The organism is Paenibacillus sp. JT31N17 (assembly GCF_056269255.1).
Genome location: NZ_JBWDNP010000011.1, coordinates 49138 through 67483, shown reverse-complemented (window position 1 = coordinate 67483; position 18346 = coordinate 49138). Strand labels below are relative to the sequence as shown.

The 18346-nt window shown below is 55.1% G+C and carries 11 protein-coding genes; 10 read left to right on the top strand and 1 reads right to left on the bottom strand.

What is annotated here, in order from left to right; all coding sequences use genetic code 11:
- The first annotated feature begins 36 nt into the window (after positions 1–36).
- From AC0YOB_RS26940 to AC0YOB_RS26905, 8 genes are all read left to right on the top strand, one after another.
- Entirely contained in the window at positions 37–3081 is a 3045-nt protein-coding gene (locus AC0YOB_RS26940) for an alpha-mannosidase (RefSeq protein WP_475795393.1), read from the top strand.
- Positions 3082–3223: 142 nt separating this feature from the next.
- Positions 3224–4138 carry an ABC transporter permease gene (locus AC0YOB_RS26935; RefSeq protein ID WP_475795392.1) on the top strand — a complete coding sequence of 305 codons (915 nt, stop codon included), beginning with the start codon at positions 3224–3226 and terminating at the stop codon, positions 4136–4138.
- A gap of 13 nt (positions 4139–4151) precedes the next feature.
- Positions 4152–5045 (top strand): carbohydrate ABC transporter permease, encoded by an 894-nt coding sequence (locus AC0YOB_RS26930; RefSeq protein ID WP_475795391.1) that lies wholly within the window; start codon positions 4152–4154, stop codon positions 5043–5045.
- 65 nt (positions 5046–5110) lie between these two features.
- On the top strand, positions 5111–6778 hold the full coding sequence (locus tag AC0YOB_RS26925) for an extracellular solute-binding protein (RefSeq protein WP_475795390.1): 1668 nt from the start codon (positions 5111–5113) through the stop codon (positions 6776–6778).
- Between the two features lie 27 nt (positions 6779–6805).
- A complete protein-coding gene (locus AC0YOB_RS26920; RefSeq protein ID WP_475795389.1) occupies positions 6806–8992 on the top strand; it encodes a hypothetical protein in 2187 nt (728 codons plus the stop codon).
- A gap of 298 nt (positions 8993–9290) precedes the next feature.
- Positions 9291–9749: a hypothetical protein gene (locus tag AC0YOB_RS26915; protein ID WP_475795388.1), complete on the top strand. Its 459-nt coding sequence runs from the start codon at positions 9291–9293 to the stop codon at positions 9747–9749.
- Between the two features lie 42 nt (positions 9750–9791).
- Positions 9792–11048, top strand: coding sequence for an ATP-binding protein (locus tag AC0YOB_RS26910; protein WP_475795387.1), 1257 nt, complete (start codon positions 9792–9794; stop codon positions 11046–11048).
- Entirely contained in the window at positions 11045–11710 is a 666-nt protein-coding gene (locus AC0YOB_RS26905; protein ID WP_475795386.1) for a response regulator, read from the top strand. The genes AC0YOB_RS26910 and AC0YOB_RS26905 overlap by 4 nt, the downstream gene beginning before the upstream one ends.
- A 352-nt stretch (positions 11711–12062) precedes the next feature.
- On the opposite strand, the gene rbsK is transcribed toward AC0YOB_RS26905, so the two are convergent.
- Positions 12063–12971: a ribokinase gene (rbsK, locus tag AC0YOB_RS26900; protein WP_475795385.1), complete on the bottom strand. Its 909-nt coding sequence runs from the start codon at positions 12969–12971 to the stop codon at positions 12063–12065.
- A gap of 437 nt (positions 12972–13408) precedes the next feature.
- Between rbsK and AC0YOB_RS26895 the strand changes: the two genes are divergently transcribed.
- Together AC0YOB_RS26895 and AC0YOB_RS26890 are read left to right on the top strand one after the other, a co-directional pair.
- Positions 13409–14962 carry an extracellular solute-binding protein gene (locus AC0YOB_RS26895; protein ID WP_475795384.1) on the top strand — a complete coding sequence of 518 codons (1554 nt, stop codon included), beginning with the start codon at positions 13409–13411 and terminating at the stop codon, positions 14960–14962.
- Between the two features lie 78 nt (positions 14963–15040).
- Positions 15041–18337 carry a glycosyl hydrolase gene (locus tag AC0YOB_RS26890; protein ID WP_475795383.1) on the top strand — a complete coding sequence of 1099 codons (3297 nt, stop codon included), beginning with the start codon at positions 15041–15043 and terminating at the stop codon, positions 18335–18337.
- The last annotated feature ends 9 nt before the right edge of the window (positions 18338–18346 follow it).

The window sequence follows — 18346 nt, the reverse complement described above, 5'->3', positions numbered from 1 at the left end:
TCCAATTTCATCATGACATCGCCCAAGGAGGCCAACATGCCATACGAAACAGTGAAAACAAACCGATTAAAATCCATGCTGGAACGGCTGCAGGCCCATATCTATGAACCCGTTGCGGATTTGCGGGTGAGCGCTTGGGTCACGCCGGAGCCGGTCTCCTATGAGCAGCGGATGTCAGGAGCCCAAGTAGACCTTGCTCAAGGCGACCGGTGGGGCAGCCTGTGGGACTGCGCCTGGTTCCGCTTCACCGGTCAAGTGCCGGAGAGCGCCAGGGGAGCCAAGGTTGTCCTGCTCATCGATGTGAATGGCGAGCTGTGTCTGGTCGATGAGGAAGGCTCGCCGGTGCAGGGGCTGACCAATATCAATTCGGAATTCGACTACGAGCTTGGCCTTCCGGGCAAGCGGGTGGTGCATATCAGCCCGGAATCCGCGGGATCGGAGGCCATAGATATGTGGGCCGATGCGGGCTGCAATGATCTGTTCGGCCGGTACCGCAGCGGCACGCTGAAGGAAGCCGTCATCGCGGTCTGCCGCGAGGATGCCCGTCAGCTGTACTATGACGTGGAAGTGCTGCTGGAGACGGCGGAGCTGCTGCCTGCCGGAACGGCGCGCAAGGAGCGTCTGCTGCGCGTGCTGTACGATGTCTCGCTGCTGCTGACCGAGCTTACGGATGAACGCATTGCCAAGGCGCGGGACCTCCTGGGCAAGCAGCTGGCAAAGCGTGGCGGCGATCCGGTATTGACCGTCAGCGCGGTCGGCCATGCGCATATTGATCTGGCCTGGCTGTGGCCCATCCGCGAGACGATCCGCAAGGGGGCAAGGACATTCTCGACGGCGCTGCGGATGATGGAGCAGTATCCGGATTATATTTTCGGAGCCAGCCAGCCCCAGCTTTACGACTGGATGAAGCGGCATTATCCGAAGCTGTATGCGCAGGTCAAGGAGCGCGTCCAGGAAGGACGGTGGGAGCCGCAGGGGGCGATGTGGGTCGAATCGGACACGAATGTGCCAAGCGGGGAGTCGCTGGTCCGGCAGATTCTGTACGGCAAGCGCTATTTTATGGAGGAGTTCGGCCAGGAGATGAAGACGCTCTGGATGCCTGACGTGTTCGGCTATACCGCCGCTCTGCCGCAAATTTTGAAAAAATCCGGCGTTGATTCGATGATGACGCAGAAGCTGTCCTGGAGCACCTATAACCGTCATCCCCATCACACCTATATGTGGGAAGGCATAGACGGCTCCAGGGTGCTGACGCATATGCCTCCGGAGGATACTTATAACAGTCCGGCAGCGCCGCGTTCCATTCTGAAGGCGGAAGCGCAGTACCTGGATAAGAACATTTCGGACAACTGCCTGATGCTGTTCGGTATTGGCGACGGCGGCGGCGGCCCGGGGGAAGAGCATCTGGAGCGGCTTGCCCGCGAAGGCAATCTGCTTGGCCTGAGTCCGGTCGTTCAGGAAACCTCGGCGCAATTCTTCGAGAAGCTGAGCGAAGATACGGAGCGTTACCAGACCTGGAGCGGGGAGCTCTACCTGGAGAAGCATCAGGGCACGCTGACCAGCCAGGGCCGCAACAAATGGTACAACCGCAAGCTGGAGAAAGCGCTCCGCGAGCTGGAGTTTGCTGTGGTGCTGGCGCAGCTGAACGGCCAGGCTTCCGCTCCGTCCAGCGAGCTGGAGGAAATCTGGAAAGAAGTGCTGCTCTACCAGTTCCATGATATTCTGCCAGGCTCGTCGATCAAGCGGGTCTACGATGAATCGCTTGAGCGGTATGCGCTGCTGCTTGCGCGTGTGGAGACGCTGATTGCAGAGGCTTACTCCACGGCTGTGGCGGGGAGCGCTCCAGTGGCAGCTGAAGCGGCGTCCCATAGCGCTGCGGGACCTGCAGCTATCTTCAATTCCCTTCCATGGGAGCGGGATGAGTGGCTGAAGCTGGGCGGGCAATGGGTATGCGTCACTGTGCCGGCGATGGGCTATGCGCTTGCCGAAGCAGGTGCTGACGCTTATGAAGCCGGGGCGGGCAGGCTGCGGGCATCGGCAGAGGAGCGTCTGGTGGAGAACGGGCTGCTTTCCGTGACAATCGGGGAAGACGGTTCTATCGTGTCCATCTGGGATAAAGAGCATCAGCGGGAGGTGGTCGCGCCGGGGCAGCGGGCGAACGATCTGCGCATCTACCACGACGACGGCGATGCCTGGGACTTCCGCCAGGATTACCGCCATACCGGAGGCGCTCCGCTTGCGCTTGAAGAAACGGCTGCATTCAGCGACGGACCTGCGGCAGGCCTGATCCTGCAATACCGGTACGGGCAATCCACTCTGACGCAGAAGCTTGTGCTTACCGAGGGGAGCCGCCGGATTGATTTTGTCACGAAGGTGGACTGGAAGGAATCCGGGCGGATGCTCCGCACATCATTCCCGGTCGATGTCCGCTCGGACAGCGTCAGCTGCGAGATCCAGTTCGGTTACCTGAAGCGCCATACGCATCGCAATACGATGTGGGATTATGCCAAAGACGAGATTTGCGCCCATCATTGGGTCGATCTCTCCGAAGCGGATTATGGCGTTGCGCTTCTGAATGACAGTAAATACGGCTACAGCGCAGCGGGCAGCATTCTTGATCTGAATCTGCTGCGCAGTCCATCCTATCCCGATCCGGAGGCAGACCGCGCCGTGCATGAATTCACCTATTCGCTTTATCCCCACGGGGGCAACCATGTTCAGGCCGAGGTCTACAAGCGCGGTTATGAACTGAATGTTCCGATGCGTGCGGTTACCGTACCGATGGGTCAAAGAGGACAGCGGCAGTTGTTAGAACGAACTTCGCTGCTTGCGCTGGATCATCCGAATGTCATGATCGAGACGGTCAAGCAGGCGGAGGATGGCAATGGCATCATCGTACGCATGTACGAAACGGCCGGCACAAGGCTGAATACCAGTCTGGCAGCCGGCTTCGCATTCTCGGAAGCCTGGTCGACGGACTTGATGGAAACTAACGGCGGGCAGCTTCATCCCGAGGACGGGAAGCTTGCGCTTGCCTTCGCTCCGTTTGAAATCAAGACGTTAAGGCTTATGGCTAACTGACGCTTAATGGAGCAGCAAACAAAGAACGGCGGGAAATATCCCTGTTAAGGATACGGGGTGCCGGATAACCGGTGTGCGGCGGTTGCTGCGCGCCGGCTATCCCAAGACGCACCCCTTAAATCCAGGAAGGAGGCTGACGACGATGAAGGATTCCCTGCTGGGGAAACGAATTTGGCGTCATAAATTATTTTATCTGTTCATGCTGCCCGGTATTGTCTGGTTTTTTCTGTTCTCTTATGTTCCGTTATATGGCATTCAGGTGGCGTTCCGCGATTTTAATTTCATGGGGGGATTCACCGGAAGCCCCTGGGCCGGGATGAAATACTTCCAGCAGTTCTTTGACTATTACCAATCCGGAACGATCATCCGCAATACGATCATCATCAGTCTGATGAAGCTGTTGATCGGGTTCCCCATGCCGATTATATTAGCCATTCTTCTGAATGAGGTTCATAACCGCAAATTCAAAAAAGTTGTGCAAACGCTTTCGTATTTGCCATATTTTGTATCCTGGATTGTCGTGATCACCCTCATGCAGCGGCTGCTGACTCCATACGGAGGACCGGTCAATGACATGATTACCACCGTTTTCGGTACGAGTCCGATTCAGTTCATGAACAATACGTCATGGTTCTACCAGGTCGTCCTCGGCTCGGATATCTGGAAGAATATCGGCTGGAACTCCATCATCTACATGGCGGCGATCTCAGGGATCGACCAGCAGCTGTATGAAGCGGCCAAGATCGACGGCGCCGGGCGATTCCGCCAAATGTGGCATGTCACGCTGCCGGGTATCCGCAATATTGCAGTAATTTTATTAATTCTGGCTACCGGGAGCCTTATGAATGCGGGTTACGAACAGCTTCTGCTTCTGAATGGCCCTGCCACAACGGCCATCGGCAGCGTTCTCGATGTGCATGTCATCACCGCAGGTATTTCGGAGGGCCGTCTCAGTTACGCAGCAGCGGTTGGTCTGTTCCAAAGCTTGATCGCACTGATCCTGGTTGTAACGGTGAACCAAATAGCTCGTAAATACAGCGATGTATCCCTGTTCTAAGGAGTGATGTGAGTTGAGTCAACGGAGGTTTTCACTATTCAGTCTGTTCAATTACGTCATTCTGGCGTTGATTGCGTTCACGATGGTTTATCCCTTTATTTATATTCTTGTGTACTCGTTAAACGATGGCAAGGACTCCATGCTTGGTGCGCTGTACTTCTGGCCGCGTCAATTTACGCTGGATAATTATGTGCAGGTATTCGATAACCCTTTGATCTGGCAGGCCTATAAAATCACGATCGCACGCACGCTGCTGGGGACGTTCCTGCATGTGGCACTCTGCACCTTGATGGCCTATGCCTTATCCAAAAAGTCGCTGCCTGGCCGGACCTTCTTCACCTTTTATATCTTTCTTCCGACCATCTTCAGCGCAGGGTTCATTCCTTATTTCATCACCCTTCAGAAGCTGCACCTGATCAACAGCTTCTGGGTTTATATCATTCCGATGCTGTTCAGCTTTCTGCATATTGTGATCATCCGGACCTTCTTTCAGGGAATCCCCGAGGAGCTGGAAGAGTCGGCGCGTATTGACGGATACGGGGATTTTCAAATTTTCCTGAGGATTATTCTTCCCTTATCCGGTCCTGTGCTGGCGACAATTGCGCTGTTCATCGGGGTCGCGCACTGGAATGATTGGTTCACGGGCGCCTATTACGTAACCGACAAGAAGCTGATTCCCGTTCAGACTTTGCTTCAGCAATTGCTGACCGAAGTGGAAGCGCTCTCATCCTCCATGCAGCGTTCACAGCAGCAGGGCGGGCAGACCATCAGCACCAATGCCGGAGCCACTCCCGAATCCATGCGTATGGCCCTCTTGGTCATAACCGTCTTTCCCATCTTGTGCATCTATCCGTTTCTGCAGCGGTATTTCGTCAAAGGCGTCATGATCGGTTCGGTAAAAGGATAGAAAGCTATGGATAAGCGTTCCGGTCCGGAACTTTATCATAAATCTCAATAATCAGGAGGGTTTGCATGAGAAACAAGAGGTATGGAAGTGCAAAAGCACTGCTGGCCGTAGGCTTGATTGCGGGAATGATCGCCGGCTGCAGCAATTCCGGCGGAAATACAAATGCCCCATCAGGCGGGAATAACGGCGGGGGTAGTGAAACGGAGCAAGTTACGGTCTCTATTCTTCATAACTGGAATGGTTCTACGGGTGCCGATACGGACATGACGCCCGTCAGCGAGTACATCAAAGAGAAAACCGGAATTACGGTGAAATGGGAGTATACAAAAGGCAGCGAAGTAGAGAAGGTGAATACGATATTCACCACGCAGGAGCTTCCGGATATTTACACCGGACCGGCTTGGGGCGGGGAGCTTGACGGCATTATCAAGGCGGCCAAGGAAGGCCAGCTGGTCGATTTGACCGATAAGCTGGACAAATATCCGAATCTGTCGAAGGCCGTCGCCAAAGAAAATGTCCCGCCTGCTTTGTATGACAAAGCCATCGGCGGAATCAACGGCAAGAAATATTTGCTGTACCAGAATCAACCCGCCACGGACGAGGATGCGACCGACTGGCTGTACGGATTTTATGTCCGCAAGGATGTGGCCGACAAGCTTGGGGTGGATCCGCAATCCGTCGTGACGAAGGATGACCTGTACAATTTTCTGAAGAAAATCAAAGACGCCAACCTGCAGGAGAATGGCATGCCTGTCATGCCGCTTGGCGGATTCAGCAACGGCTGGGCCGTCGGGATCGGCAATACGATGTTTTATGGCACTGATTATCCGGTCAAAGCGGACGGGACATTCGAGCATGTTTTCTTCACGAAAGCTTATGAGGACTATACGCTGTATTACCGCAGGCTGATTGCCGAAGGGCTGCTCGACCCGGAAACCTTTACCCAGACAGACCCTATCGCCAAAGAAAAAATTACGCAGGGCCGCGTCGCCGTGCTGGCCGCCCACTATCCGGCAATCCTTGATGCATCCAAGGAATATGTGAAAACGCATCCGGGCAGCGACTACATTCCGCTTGGTCCGTTGGAGCGCGCCGGAGCCGAGCCTGATCGTCCTGCTGATCTTGGGATTCAAGGCAACAATGTAACGGTGATCACGAAAAAAGCAAAAAATGTGGATGCCGCTCTGCGCCTCCTCGAATATCTGGCTTCTGACGAAGGCACGCTGCTCGTTCGATATGGCGTTCAAGGTGTACACTGGGACATGGTAGATGGCAAGCCGGTTGCGAAGAAAGAATGGTTCGATAAGTTTATGGCAGATACGACAGGCAAAGTGAAGAAAAACGAAGGCATTTCCGTTGGCTTCGAATCGCTTGGCGGGCAGGACCGCACGATTTCCCTGGGAGCCGGAGATATTTGGGCAGACCAGGACCGGATCGCCACCATGGACAAAGCGCGCAAGATTCTCCGTCCTAACGGAATCAGCGTCATTTCGGCCTATAATCCGGGGGATGCCGTGAGCAATTCACCGCAGTGGGAAACATTGAAGCCGTCTATGGATCAGATCGGCGATGTCTGGAAAACGGCTATTTTCGCCAAATCCGATGATGCGGCGCTGAAGGTCATTAACGATCTTCGCGGGCAGATGAACAAAACGGGTTATCCGGAAGCGATTCAATACGCCAATGAACAATTGAAGGGCAAAGAAATTGTGAAGCTGCAGATGCCGAACTAATCGAATCGTATCCAAGGAGGGGAAGGCATGAGCCGAGGAACGAAAACAAATCCCGAATGGACCGGATTTCAGGAATCCCGTCCTTACGGGCCGAAGTATGATTTGCGCACCGATTTTGTCATGGTGTACGGGATATCAAACGACCTGCCCGAAAGAATTGAAGGCTGGAAGAAGGCGGGCTACACGATCCACCTGATGACAGGCGTTTCCTGGGGGCAGTATCAGGATTATTTGTACGGCCGTTATGACGGGCGCGATCACTGGGATGAGGCGCAGGCCGAGCGTGGAGGAACGCATCTGCTGCATGGCAAGGATGTGCCTTACATGGTGCCGACGATTTCGTTTGCCGAATATTTGGCCAGCCATATCAAGAAGGCCATTGACTGCGGCGTGGAAGCCATCCATATGGAGGAGCCTGAATTCTGGGCGGCCGGCGGCTATTCGGAGGCGTTCAAGAGGGAGTGGCTTAATGCTTACGGGGAGGAGTGGATTCCGCCCCATTCCTCGCCCGACGCCCAATACCGGGCATCGAAGCTGAAGGCTGCGGTTTATTACCGGGCGCTGGACCGGATCTGCAGCCAGATGAAGGAATATTCGCTTGTCACCTACGGCCGGACCGTACGATTCTACGTGCCGACCCACAGTCTGATCAACTATACGCAGTGGCGGATTGTCAGTCCTGAGGCGCTGCTGGTATCCATGCCTTCCTGCGATGGCTTCATCGCCCAGATCTGGACGGGAACGGCGCGGACGCCGAATGTCTATCAGGGCGTCCGCCGCGAGCGGACCTTCGAGACGGCTTTTCTGGAGTACGGCATTATGCAGGAGCTTACCCGCGGCACCGGGCGGGAGATGTGGTTCCTGCACGATCCGATTGAAGATAATCCCCGCTACAGCTGGAGCGATTACCGGAAGAATTACCGTTCGACCGTTGTCGCTTCGCTGCTGCATCCCGGAGTCAGCCAATATGAAGTATGTCCATGGCCGCGCCGGGTATTCGAAGGCAGTTATCCGACCGAGGACGGCACAGGCAAAGAAACCATCCCCGGCAGCTACGCGACGGTCCTGCTGACCGTAATGAGCGTGCTTCGGGATATGCATAATCACGAAGAAGCGGAGGCGGGCGAAGCCTATACCTCCGGGGTTGGACTGTGTCTGGCCAATTCGGCCATGTATCAGCGCGGGGAGGTGCTGGCTCCCGGCGAGGAAGAGGCCGCAGCGTTCAAATACGACGGCACGACAACCGCCGATCTGCTGTCGCCGCCCCAGCAGGAGCTGCTGGACTGGTCGGCGTTCTACGGGCTCGCCCTGCCGCTTGTCAAGGATGGGATCCCGCTGCGCCCGGTGCAGCTGGACAATATCCTGACCTTCCCCGGCTACCTGGAGGATTACCGGGTGCTGCTGCTCAGCTACGAATTCATGAAGCCGGAGCATCCCGGCATTCATCAGGCGATTGGCCAGTGGGTCAGAGAAGGCGGCGTGCTGATCTACGTCGGCGATGGCTCGGACCCTTTCCACGGGGTTCAGGAATGGTGGAACAATGCCGCCAGCCGCAAGCGGTATGAGCGTCCGGAGCAGCATTTGTTCGAGTCGATGGGGCTTGGCCTTGATCCGCTGGATGGCGAGCATCCGGTTGGCAGCGGCGCGGTGCTGGTTCACCGGATTGATCCGGCCAGCCTGTCCAGATCCGGAGAGGGTGCGAAGCAGGTGCAGGCAAGCGTACGCCGGGCCTTGGCAATTCGCGGAGAAGAGGGGCAGTACAAGGCGAGGGGACATTTGCAGATCAGACGCGGCCCTTATCTGATTGCCCATCGGCTGGACGAGACGAATACGGCTGAGGATATCCGTTTCGAAGGCCGGTATATCGATTTGTTCGAGGCGGAGCTGCCCGTTCTTCAAGGGGTAGCGCTGAAGCCCGGAGAGGACTGCCTGCTCTATGATTTGAGCTGGACGAAGGAAGGGAGCGGCGCTGCGGAAATTCTTATCAGCTCGTCGCAAATCCGGGATGAGCGGCTTGAAGCGAACCGTCTCACCTTCTTCTCCGAATCCCCGTCCGATATGACTGTCAGTACGCGGATTCGGATGGCAAATGAGCCGGTGCGTGCAGTGGCTGGCGGGCAGCCGGCCGAGTGGAGCCGGGATGCAGAATCCGGAACCGTGTTGGTCCGTTATCCGGGAAGTCCGGAAGGTGTTGAAGTCACTCTGGAATGGTAGCTCATCATCAGCAATAATGAAATAAAACAAGCCGTATGAACGATTGCGTTCATACGGCTTGTTTTATGTTCAACGTTCCAGAAGTACAGGTTTGCGTTGAAAGCTCAAAGGGAAGAGGTTTGTATTAATCATATGACTGCGAGAAGTGGACAGCCCTGCATGACATCCGTGGTTCATGCATCCGCAGGTGGAGGGGCAGCAGATTAATATCAATCCGGAGGTGGACTTCATCTATGGCGGGAAAGACTATACTTTGTTCATAGAACCGCCAGATTTTAAAAACGAAAAGAGGAAATTTATGTCGAGCAGTGCTGTTTATCTGATTATTATTGTCATCATTATTTTGCGTCTGGGCAGGGAGAGGGAAGTCCAGCCGTCCCGTATGTGGATCACTCCGGTGTTGTACGCTTTCGTTATCGCTTCCGCCATGGTCCAGTCTTTTCAGCCAAAAGCTTCGACATTTCTTCTTTACCTGCCCTGCCTGATCATCGGACTGGCGCTTGGGATATGGAGAGGCAGGGTTGAAATTGTCCGTGTAAACCCGGCGACAGGCAAAATAACCTCGCAAAGCACCGCTGCCGGCATCGCGCTTTTCGTCGGTGCCATGGTGCTGCGGCTGCTGGTAGAGTATTGGGGAAAAGGACATGCTTTGGTATTATTGAGTAACGCGCTGCTGTTGATTCCTCTTGGCAGCGTCTGTGCGCGGCGATATATCATTTATTCAAGATACAGGCAAATGGTCAGCCAGCACAGATAACAAGCGCCCTGACCATCGCGGGGAATGAGGGAAGGAAACAAGATGGAAACAGTACAACGGCATTCGTGGTTTCGCAGACAGTCTCCTCAGCGCCTGAGGGTTGTGCTCCTTAGCCTGGTCATTGTCATAGTCGGATTCCAGACGACAGACAGAATATTCTCCATTATTCTGGTCAATATCCTGCTGTGCCTTGCACATATAGCCGTACTCTGGATACCCGACCGGCTGGTCGGAACTGACCGGAGACGCATAGTCATTGTCTTTGGGCTCTGGATCGCGATGGCGGTGCCATGGGGTATTTTTCATAACGTAAGCATATCCATTTCGCTGCTTTTCTATCTCATCGCCTATATTGCGCTGCGGCTGCCTTCCTCCAAATCCTCTCTGCTGGCTGCAGGGGTTATTGCGGGGGATGCAGCCATCATGCTTTGGACAGGGGAGCCGTATGATTTCATCTGGATGTACTCCATTTTTCATGCGGCGATCTATATCTTCGTATGGGGCGACCGGGTGAGACGGGAGGCCGAAGACGTCAGCAAACGGCATTTTCGCGAGCTGGGCGAGACGCACGCGAAGCTGGAAAGGACGCATCTGGAGCTGCAGAAAGCGCACGAGGAGCTGGAGCAGGCGCATACGCAGCTTGAGGAGGCTGCCGGCCGATCCCTACGGTATGCTGTGCTGGAGGAAAGGTCCCGGATCGCGAGGGATATTCACGACAGTATCGGACATGGACTGACCTCCGTCATTGTTCAGCTTCAGGCGATGCCGTATGTGCTCCGGACTAATCCGGTGGAAGCGGATCAAATGGTTACTACCGTACTGGATGTAGCCAGGCGCTGTTTGACGGAGGTGCGCAGCGTTGTCCATCAGATGGCTGCGGATGAGGGGCTGCCGGGACTGGCCGGTTTGAAGAACCTGATCGCGCAGGTACGCAGTCACAGCAGCTTTCATATCGCGCTGGATGTCTCCGGCCCAACCAGCCGTTGGAAGCCGGATTTATCCGAGCTGTTATACCGTGTGCTGCAGGAAGCGCTGACCAATGTGATCCGTCACTCGGGAGCCTCGCGTGTCGATATCGGGATAAGCGAGGGGGCGGGGGAGCTGATCATGATGGTGAAGGACGATGGAGCTTATATCGGGGAACCGCCGCTCGTGCCGGGCTTTGGTCTTTCAGGGATGAAGGCGAGATGCGAGCGGGAAGGAGGCATATTCGATATCCGGGCGAGTATGCCCCACGGTGTGATTGTTGCAGTAAGAGTGCCGCTTGAGGGCCATCCGGTTGGAGGTGGAGAGGAATGACAGACGAGCTTATCCGGGTCGCAATTGTCGACGATCAGCATCTGGTCAGACATGGCCTGGGCTTTATCATCAACGCGCAGGAAGATATGGAGGTGGCGGGCGAGGCTGCCAATGGACGGGAGGCGGTAATATTGGCGAACCGCACCCGACCCCATGTTCTGCTGATGGACGTGCAGATGCCGGAATATGACGGCATCGCCGCCACCCGTGATATTTTATCGTCGCTCCCGGAGAGCAAATTGGTCATCCTGACCACCTTCGATCTGGAGGAATATGTTTATGACGGCATACGGGCCGGAGCTGTCGGCTATTTGCTGAAGGATGCCGCTCCCGATGAGCTGGTAGACGCGATTCGGGCCGCCTACCGTGGTGAAGCGATATTCCGCACGGCAACTGCGGCCAAGGTCATTGCCCGGGCGGTCGGACCGGCTGCAGTGGGCACAGCCCAGTCCCAGGCGCAGCTTCTGGAGCCATTCACGGAGCGGGAGCTTGAGGTGCTGCAGCAAATGGCCTACGGCCTGCGCAATGAAGAGATTGCCGGCAGGCTTCATATCGGGGAAAGCACGGTCAAAACCCATGTCCACCGGATTTTGCACAAAATCGGAGTGGATGACCGGACGCAGGCCGTTGTGTTTGCGATACGCAACCGTATCGTGCGTTAACCGCTGCAGAGGACTCCTCTCAACAACGAGGCAAGCAGGTTCAGATGCCAAGCTCCTATCGTATAGATCTCATTAGCCGGGCTTCCGGATAATCTGCCGGTTACGAAAGACGCAAGGTTATAAATGGCTTAAAAAAAGGGCCTTCTACAGCTGGCAGAACAGCTGTGGAAGGCCCTTTTGTGTACCTATGAATGTTTCACGCCTATAACTTTCTATAAGGGTTGAGGGAAGAAACTGACGGCGCCGCCATAAGTACGGCAGCAGCCGTTTCTTGTTGGAATAAATCGCTTTTTTCAACCCGGCAGCAGCCCGGCTTTATTTCCTTCAAGCTATCCGGGACAAAAAGTGTCGTTCACTCGCTTTCCACTTCATCAAGCGACGGCATGCCGTCCTGGGCGCCGAACTTCATGACAGACAAGGAGGCTGCCTTGACGGCGAAATTCAGACTTGGCTCAAGCTCCCGTCCGCTTGCGATGGCGAAGCCGAGCGCGGCATTGAAGGAATCTCCGGCGCCGGTGGTATCGACCGGCTTGACCCTCCGCGCAGTCACGGTAATGATGGCGTCCCCATTGATGCAGGATATGCCGGCTTCGCCTCTGGTGACGATCAGCGTATTGCCATAGCGGGACTGCCATTTGCCCATTTGCCTGAACAGTTCCTCCTCCGAATCGATGGAAGAGCCGCTGTAATGGGCAAATTCGGTCTCATTGGGCGTGAAGATATCCGCGAGCTGAATCCATTCATCCGGCAGCGGGAGAGCGGGCGCCGGATTCAGCACGATTGTCACACCGGCTGCAGCGGCAATGCGCATCGCGCGTTCCACCGCGGGCAGCGGAATTTCCAGCTGGACGAGCAGGATATCCGCGCTGCGGATGGCTTCCGCATGCGACTCTACCATCTCGGGATCGCACAACCCGTTGGCGCCGGGGATGATGACAATGCAGTTGTCGTCCTGCGTATGCATAATTGTGGCTGTGCCTGTGGAGGTGTCGTGCTTCACGGCGATTGCCGGCGTACTGACGCCGAATTGTTCCATCCGGCTAATGATTTGCGCGCCGAACATATCATCGCCCACGGCTCCGATCATCGTAACGGCTGCGCCCAGCCGTGCGCACCCGACAGCCTGATTGGCCCCTTTGCCGCCGGATATATAATGGATTTCCTTGCCGGGTAGTGTCTCCCCGATGACCGGCAACCGGTCCAGAGAAATAACAAGATCCATATTCAAGCTGCCTACAACTGCAATGCTTGGTTTTTTCATTCGGTCTGCCCCTTCCATATTGGTCATGTAGCTTTTGGTCCTTGCTCTGAATTTATGATAACGTTTACTTACTATATCATGACCGCTTGGCCGGCGTATATTAGGCCTGATAAGAACCGGCTGCGTACAGGGGCATTTTTTTGCGGGCTAAGACATTCTTGCGCCTTACGGGTATAAACGCTGCACGGGGAAACTGTTCAAGAAGCAGCCGGTCCAGGCAGAGGGCTTTCCAGGGAATACCGGTATTGCCGTGTTTGCGGTGAATCCCCTGCAGCCCGCTTCAATGTGCAAACAGCAAGAAAAAGTCCTATGCTCCCTGGGCGCTCCGGCAAAAAAAGACCATTGTCGGTGCAAGACCGGCTGTACTAATGTTTTCCTTGTGCATGGACGGTTCGTGTACAGCGCTTACTATTCGATTGATTAAAGGGAGGAACAACATGTTCAGGACTGGAAAGATCAGAAAAGCAGCGATCATGCTGCCGGCAATCGCTTTGGCCTTGTCACTCGCGTTAACGGGCTGCGGCAGTTCAAACAGTAACAGTGAAGGAGAGACTCAGGGGACTGCCCAAAGTGAAAAGCCGCTTGAGGTTAGCATCATGACCATATTGCTCAGCTCCACCCCTACGGCCGACGACAACCCGCTTAAGCTTGCAATTGAGAAGGCTACCAACTCCAAGATGAATATTCAATGGGTATCCGGCAATAATTACGCGGACAAATTGAATGTTACGCTGGCTTCGGGAGATATCCCGAACATCATCCTGATCAATGATCCGTTTACCCCTGTCTTCCGCAATGCGGTCTCCCAGGGAGCATTCTGGGACGTGACGCCTTATATTAAGGATTACGCCAATCTTAATTCGAAGATATCGGAGACAGCATGGCAGCTGACCAAGATGGAGGATGGAAAAAATTACGGTGTTCCCCGCCCTCGTCCCGAGGAAGCAGACAGCTTCTTTGTTGTCCGAAAGGATTGGCTGGACAGCGTAGGGATGAAAGAACCCGCGACGATGGATGAGTTTTACCAGGTTTTGAAAGCCTTTTCAGAAAAAAATCCAAGTAAAACCGGACAAAAGGACATCGTGCCCTTCGCGGCATATTTGAATTCCCCTCTTGACATGGGAGCCTTGAATCAGGTGGAAAACAGCTTTACAGGAGTAAATGGCAAATGGAAATATATAAATGATCAGCTGGTAAATGTAAACTTCCTCCCTGAAATGCGCAAAGCGATTGAATTTGAAACCAAGCTGTATAAAGAAAAGCTGATTCCCGAGGACTTTGCGTCCTTAAAGCTATCGCAGGTCGGAGATATGTTTAAAGCCGGAAAAGCCGGGATGGTTGTGGAGAAGGCGGGAACCATGACCGAATACTACAATACGCTGAAAAAGGTGGACCCGAGCTTCAAGGAAGCAGACTTTTACCCGCTGACAAGCATCGACGGCTATAATCCCAAAGGCACCGGCTTCTCCGGGATTCTGGCTATTCCGAAATCAGTTCCGGAAGCCAAGATGAAGCAGATTCTGGGGCTTATCGACACATGGATGAACGATGATGTGTTCGCTATCCAGCAGTATGGCTTTGAAGGTCAACATTATAAAGTGGAGAACGGCAAGAAAATCATCGACAAGGAGGCGCTGGACAAGGACGGGGCTTCGAACTTCAACCAGATCGTCTATGTGGCCGACCCGTATGCAAGCTCCACCAAAATCAATTTTCCGGATGAGGTCAATAAGCTCTATGCATCGATCCAGGACGAGCGCGCAAAAACCAGCGTAGCGGATATCGCCACTGGCCTGTACTCTCCGACAGCGCAAACCTTCCTTCCTGAATTCGATAAGAAGGTAACGGATCTCAAGACCAAAATCATTCTTGGCAGAGAGCCAATGACCGCCTGGGACGACTTCGTGACGAAGATGAAGGATGATCCGGATATGGTCAAATTGAGCCAGGAACTGACGGACGCGTACAAACAGCGTATCTCCAGCAAATAACCCAAACGGGACAGCCGGCCCGGCAAGCCGGCCGTCCCTCATACTATCCTGATCATAATGAAGCAAGGAGGAATCAATATGTTTGATTTGCAATCGTTCATGGATCCTGCGCCAGAGTACAGGGTGCATCCCTTCTGGTTTTGGAACGGAGAAATGGCCGATGATCAGATCCGTCTGCAAATTCGCGAGATGGCGGAGAAAGGACTCGGCGGCTTCTTCATATGCGCCAGGCAGGGCTTGAAAATCCCCTATTTATCGGACACCTGGTTCCGCAAGGTGAAGGTGGCCGTTGAAGCGGCCAAGGAGCACCGCCTGAACGTATGGCTGTATGACGAATACCCGTATCCCAGCGGCATAGCCGGGGGAGAGGTCGTGCTGGAACATCCTGAAGCCAAGCACTATACCCTTGTCCATCGGACGGAGCGCGCTTCGGGCGGGCAGCATCTGGCGCTGGAATTGCCATGGGCCCGTATCCTGTATGCGAAGGCAGTGCCGCTCACCCCTGCAGGGGAGCATATCTGGAATAAAGCCGTTGATGTGCGCGGATCTATCGGAAATTATCAATCGGAACCGATTTTCCAGAAGGCCGGCTTGACCGCTTATAACCAGAAGCGCTTCTTCACCTACCGGACGGTGCAAAAAATGGATTGGACGGTACCGGATGGAGAATGGGAAATCATCATCGTCCAGGAGGAAGAGATCGAGGATTTCAAATACTACGGCACCTTCGTCGATCCTTGCAACAGCGAAGCGATGGCTGCTTTCATCCGTCTGACGCACGATAAGTACGCCGAACATTTGTCCGAGTATTTCGGCGGCACCATCAAGGGAATGTTTACCGATGAAATCGGACTGCTCGGAAGCATCCCATGGTCGCCCCAATTGGCGGAGTTTTTCCTGGAGCTTAACGGCTACGATATTCGCGAGCACCTGGAAGCGCTGCTGTTTCACGATGCAGAGCAGGCGGCGCGGATTCGCTACGATTATTATCAGGCTGTTCACCTGCTGCTGCTGCAAAGCTATCACAAGCAGGTCCATGACTGGTGTGAAAGCCACGGGCTTAAGTATGTGACGGAGGTTCCTTCCGTCAGAGCCACAACCCAAACATACAGCCACGTGCCCGGAGGAGACACCGCCCATGAGAAGCTCGGACGTTCGCTCGACTGGATATTGGAGCGCAATGCCGTCAATTTCCGAAGCAATGCCAAGATGGTCAGCTCCATCGCGCGCCAGTTCAAGCGGGAACGCAATCTGATCGAATGCTTCCACAGTGTAGGGTGGTCCATGACGCTTCAGGACGCCAAGTGGATGATCGACCGGATGGCTGCGATGGGCACGAATTTTTTCAATTTCCATGCGTTCTTCTACACGCTCGACGGTTTGGCCAAGCATGACGCCCCGCCCTCGCAGTTTCTGCAAAATCCGTATTGGGAGCATTTCCGCCGGTTGGGGGACTATGTGGGAAGGATCAGCTACGTAATGAGCACAGGTGAAGCGGCTATTTCAATTGCCGTTCTGCAGCCGACGACTTCTCTCTGGACGCATATGGGCAACCCGCTGCACGGCTTCGGCTATGGGGGCCGGCAGCCGGAGGAGAAACGGCGTCTGGAGGATTTGAAGCGCTGGTGGGGAGGCCTATGCGACGGACTGACCAAGAGCGGCAGAGACTTCGACCATCTGGATGCCGGGCTTCTGGCTCTTGCGGAGCTGGACGGAGGAGAGCTTGTGCTGGGCAGCGCCCGTTATTCGGCGCTGGTTGTACCGCCGCTCACAAACCTGGAAACAAGCGCATGGAACAAGCTTGAAGCCTTTATTGAAGCGGGCGGAACGGTGCTCAGCTTAGGTCAGCTGCCTTATGAGAATATAAGCGGGGCGCCATGGGACGGGGAGAGCATTGGGCGCGCATTCGGCTTGCCTGAGGGGATCCGCGAGCATTTCTGGAGCGGGCTGTCCGGCGGTATTCACGATCATCAGCACCTGCAGTGGAGCAAAGGCCCTTTGGAGGCGTACCACCTTGCCTGCCCGGCGTCCCTGGACGTGAAATCCGGCGTGAAGCAGCTTGCGGAGCTGTTGAACAAGCTTCAGCCTGCGCCGGTCAAGCTGCTGCCTGACTGCGGCGATTGGGGGCTGCTGCTGCAGACCCGGCGCTTGTCTCCCGACACGGCGCTCGTCTTCATCAGCAATCAGGAGGAGGCGCAGCGGGACGTTGTTTTGCAGGCGGATGGGAGCCTGTGGGGCAAAGCAGCAGATGGGGAAGCTTACGGCGTACAATTCCAGTTCCTGTCGCTCGATGACGGCTCTGTGAAGCCTGCAGCAGGTGAATGCCGTAACGGCCAATGGATCTTGCCGGTCAAGCTGACCGCTTACGATTCTTGTCTGGTTATGCTCCAGCGGGTTCCATTTGTGAATAACGAACAGGAGAAGGCAAGCGCCGGAGACCAGCCATGGAAGCTGACGGTGGAAGCTTCCGGGGAGTGGCAGATCAGGCCGCTGCAGGATAACGCGGTACGGCTCGACACCTTCCGCTTGAGCGTTCATAGCGGTGGGCCGGATGCGGCTGCTCCTCTGATTGAAGCGGACAATGTGCCGGTGAAAACCTTTATTGATCAATGTGCGGATCTGACTGCCTCCATGCCTTTGCCTGTGAATATGGGGCAATTATTCGGAACACCGCAGCGAATTGCGCTGGCTTATCCGCTGGCTGGCCGCTACAGCGTGGAGGTCGAGATGCTGGAAGTGCCGGATGCCGTTCGAATCGTCATGGATCAAGGGGCGGTCTCGGGGGAATGGACGATCAGAGTAAACGATAATATTTTGAATGCATCGTGCTTTGAGAGCGTCTTCCTGTACGATCACATGAATATAGGCTGCGACATTACAGCCTATCTGCAGGCAGGCATCAATTCGATCAGCGTCGAGGTCGAGCTCGGACATGACTGGGACGGTCTGGTCGATGCCATCTATTTGACAGGGAGCTTCGATGCCGGCTTTAACGGCAGCCGGCTTGTGCTCGGCCCTCCGGTTGAACGGTTGTCGGCGCTTAAGGCAGGCCCATATCCGGGCCATCCGTTCTTTGCAGGCGTAATGTCGTTTCAGAAGACGATCGACCTGCCGTCCGATGCCGGCCCCGGCCCGTTCGAGCTTTCGTTCAACGATTTGGATCCTCAATTCCACGAGACTGCCGAGGTGCTGGTCAACGGGCATTCGCTGGGCGCATGCACATGGATGCCGTACCGGTGGAGCGGAGAGGCCGGGCTGCTGCACGAAGGGGAGAACCGCATAGAGGTTCGTATTACCACGACGCTGATCGGACTGCTGGAAGGGAAGTATTTCGATTATGCCGATCATAGCTTGAAACCGGTGCAGACCCTGTAATGGCTGGAG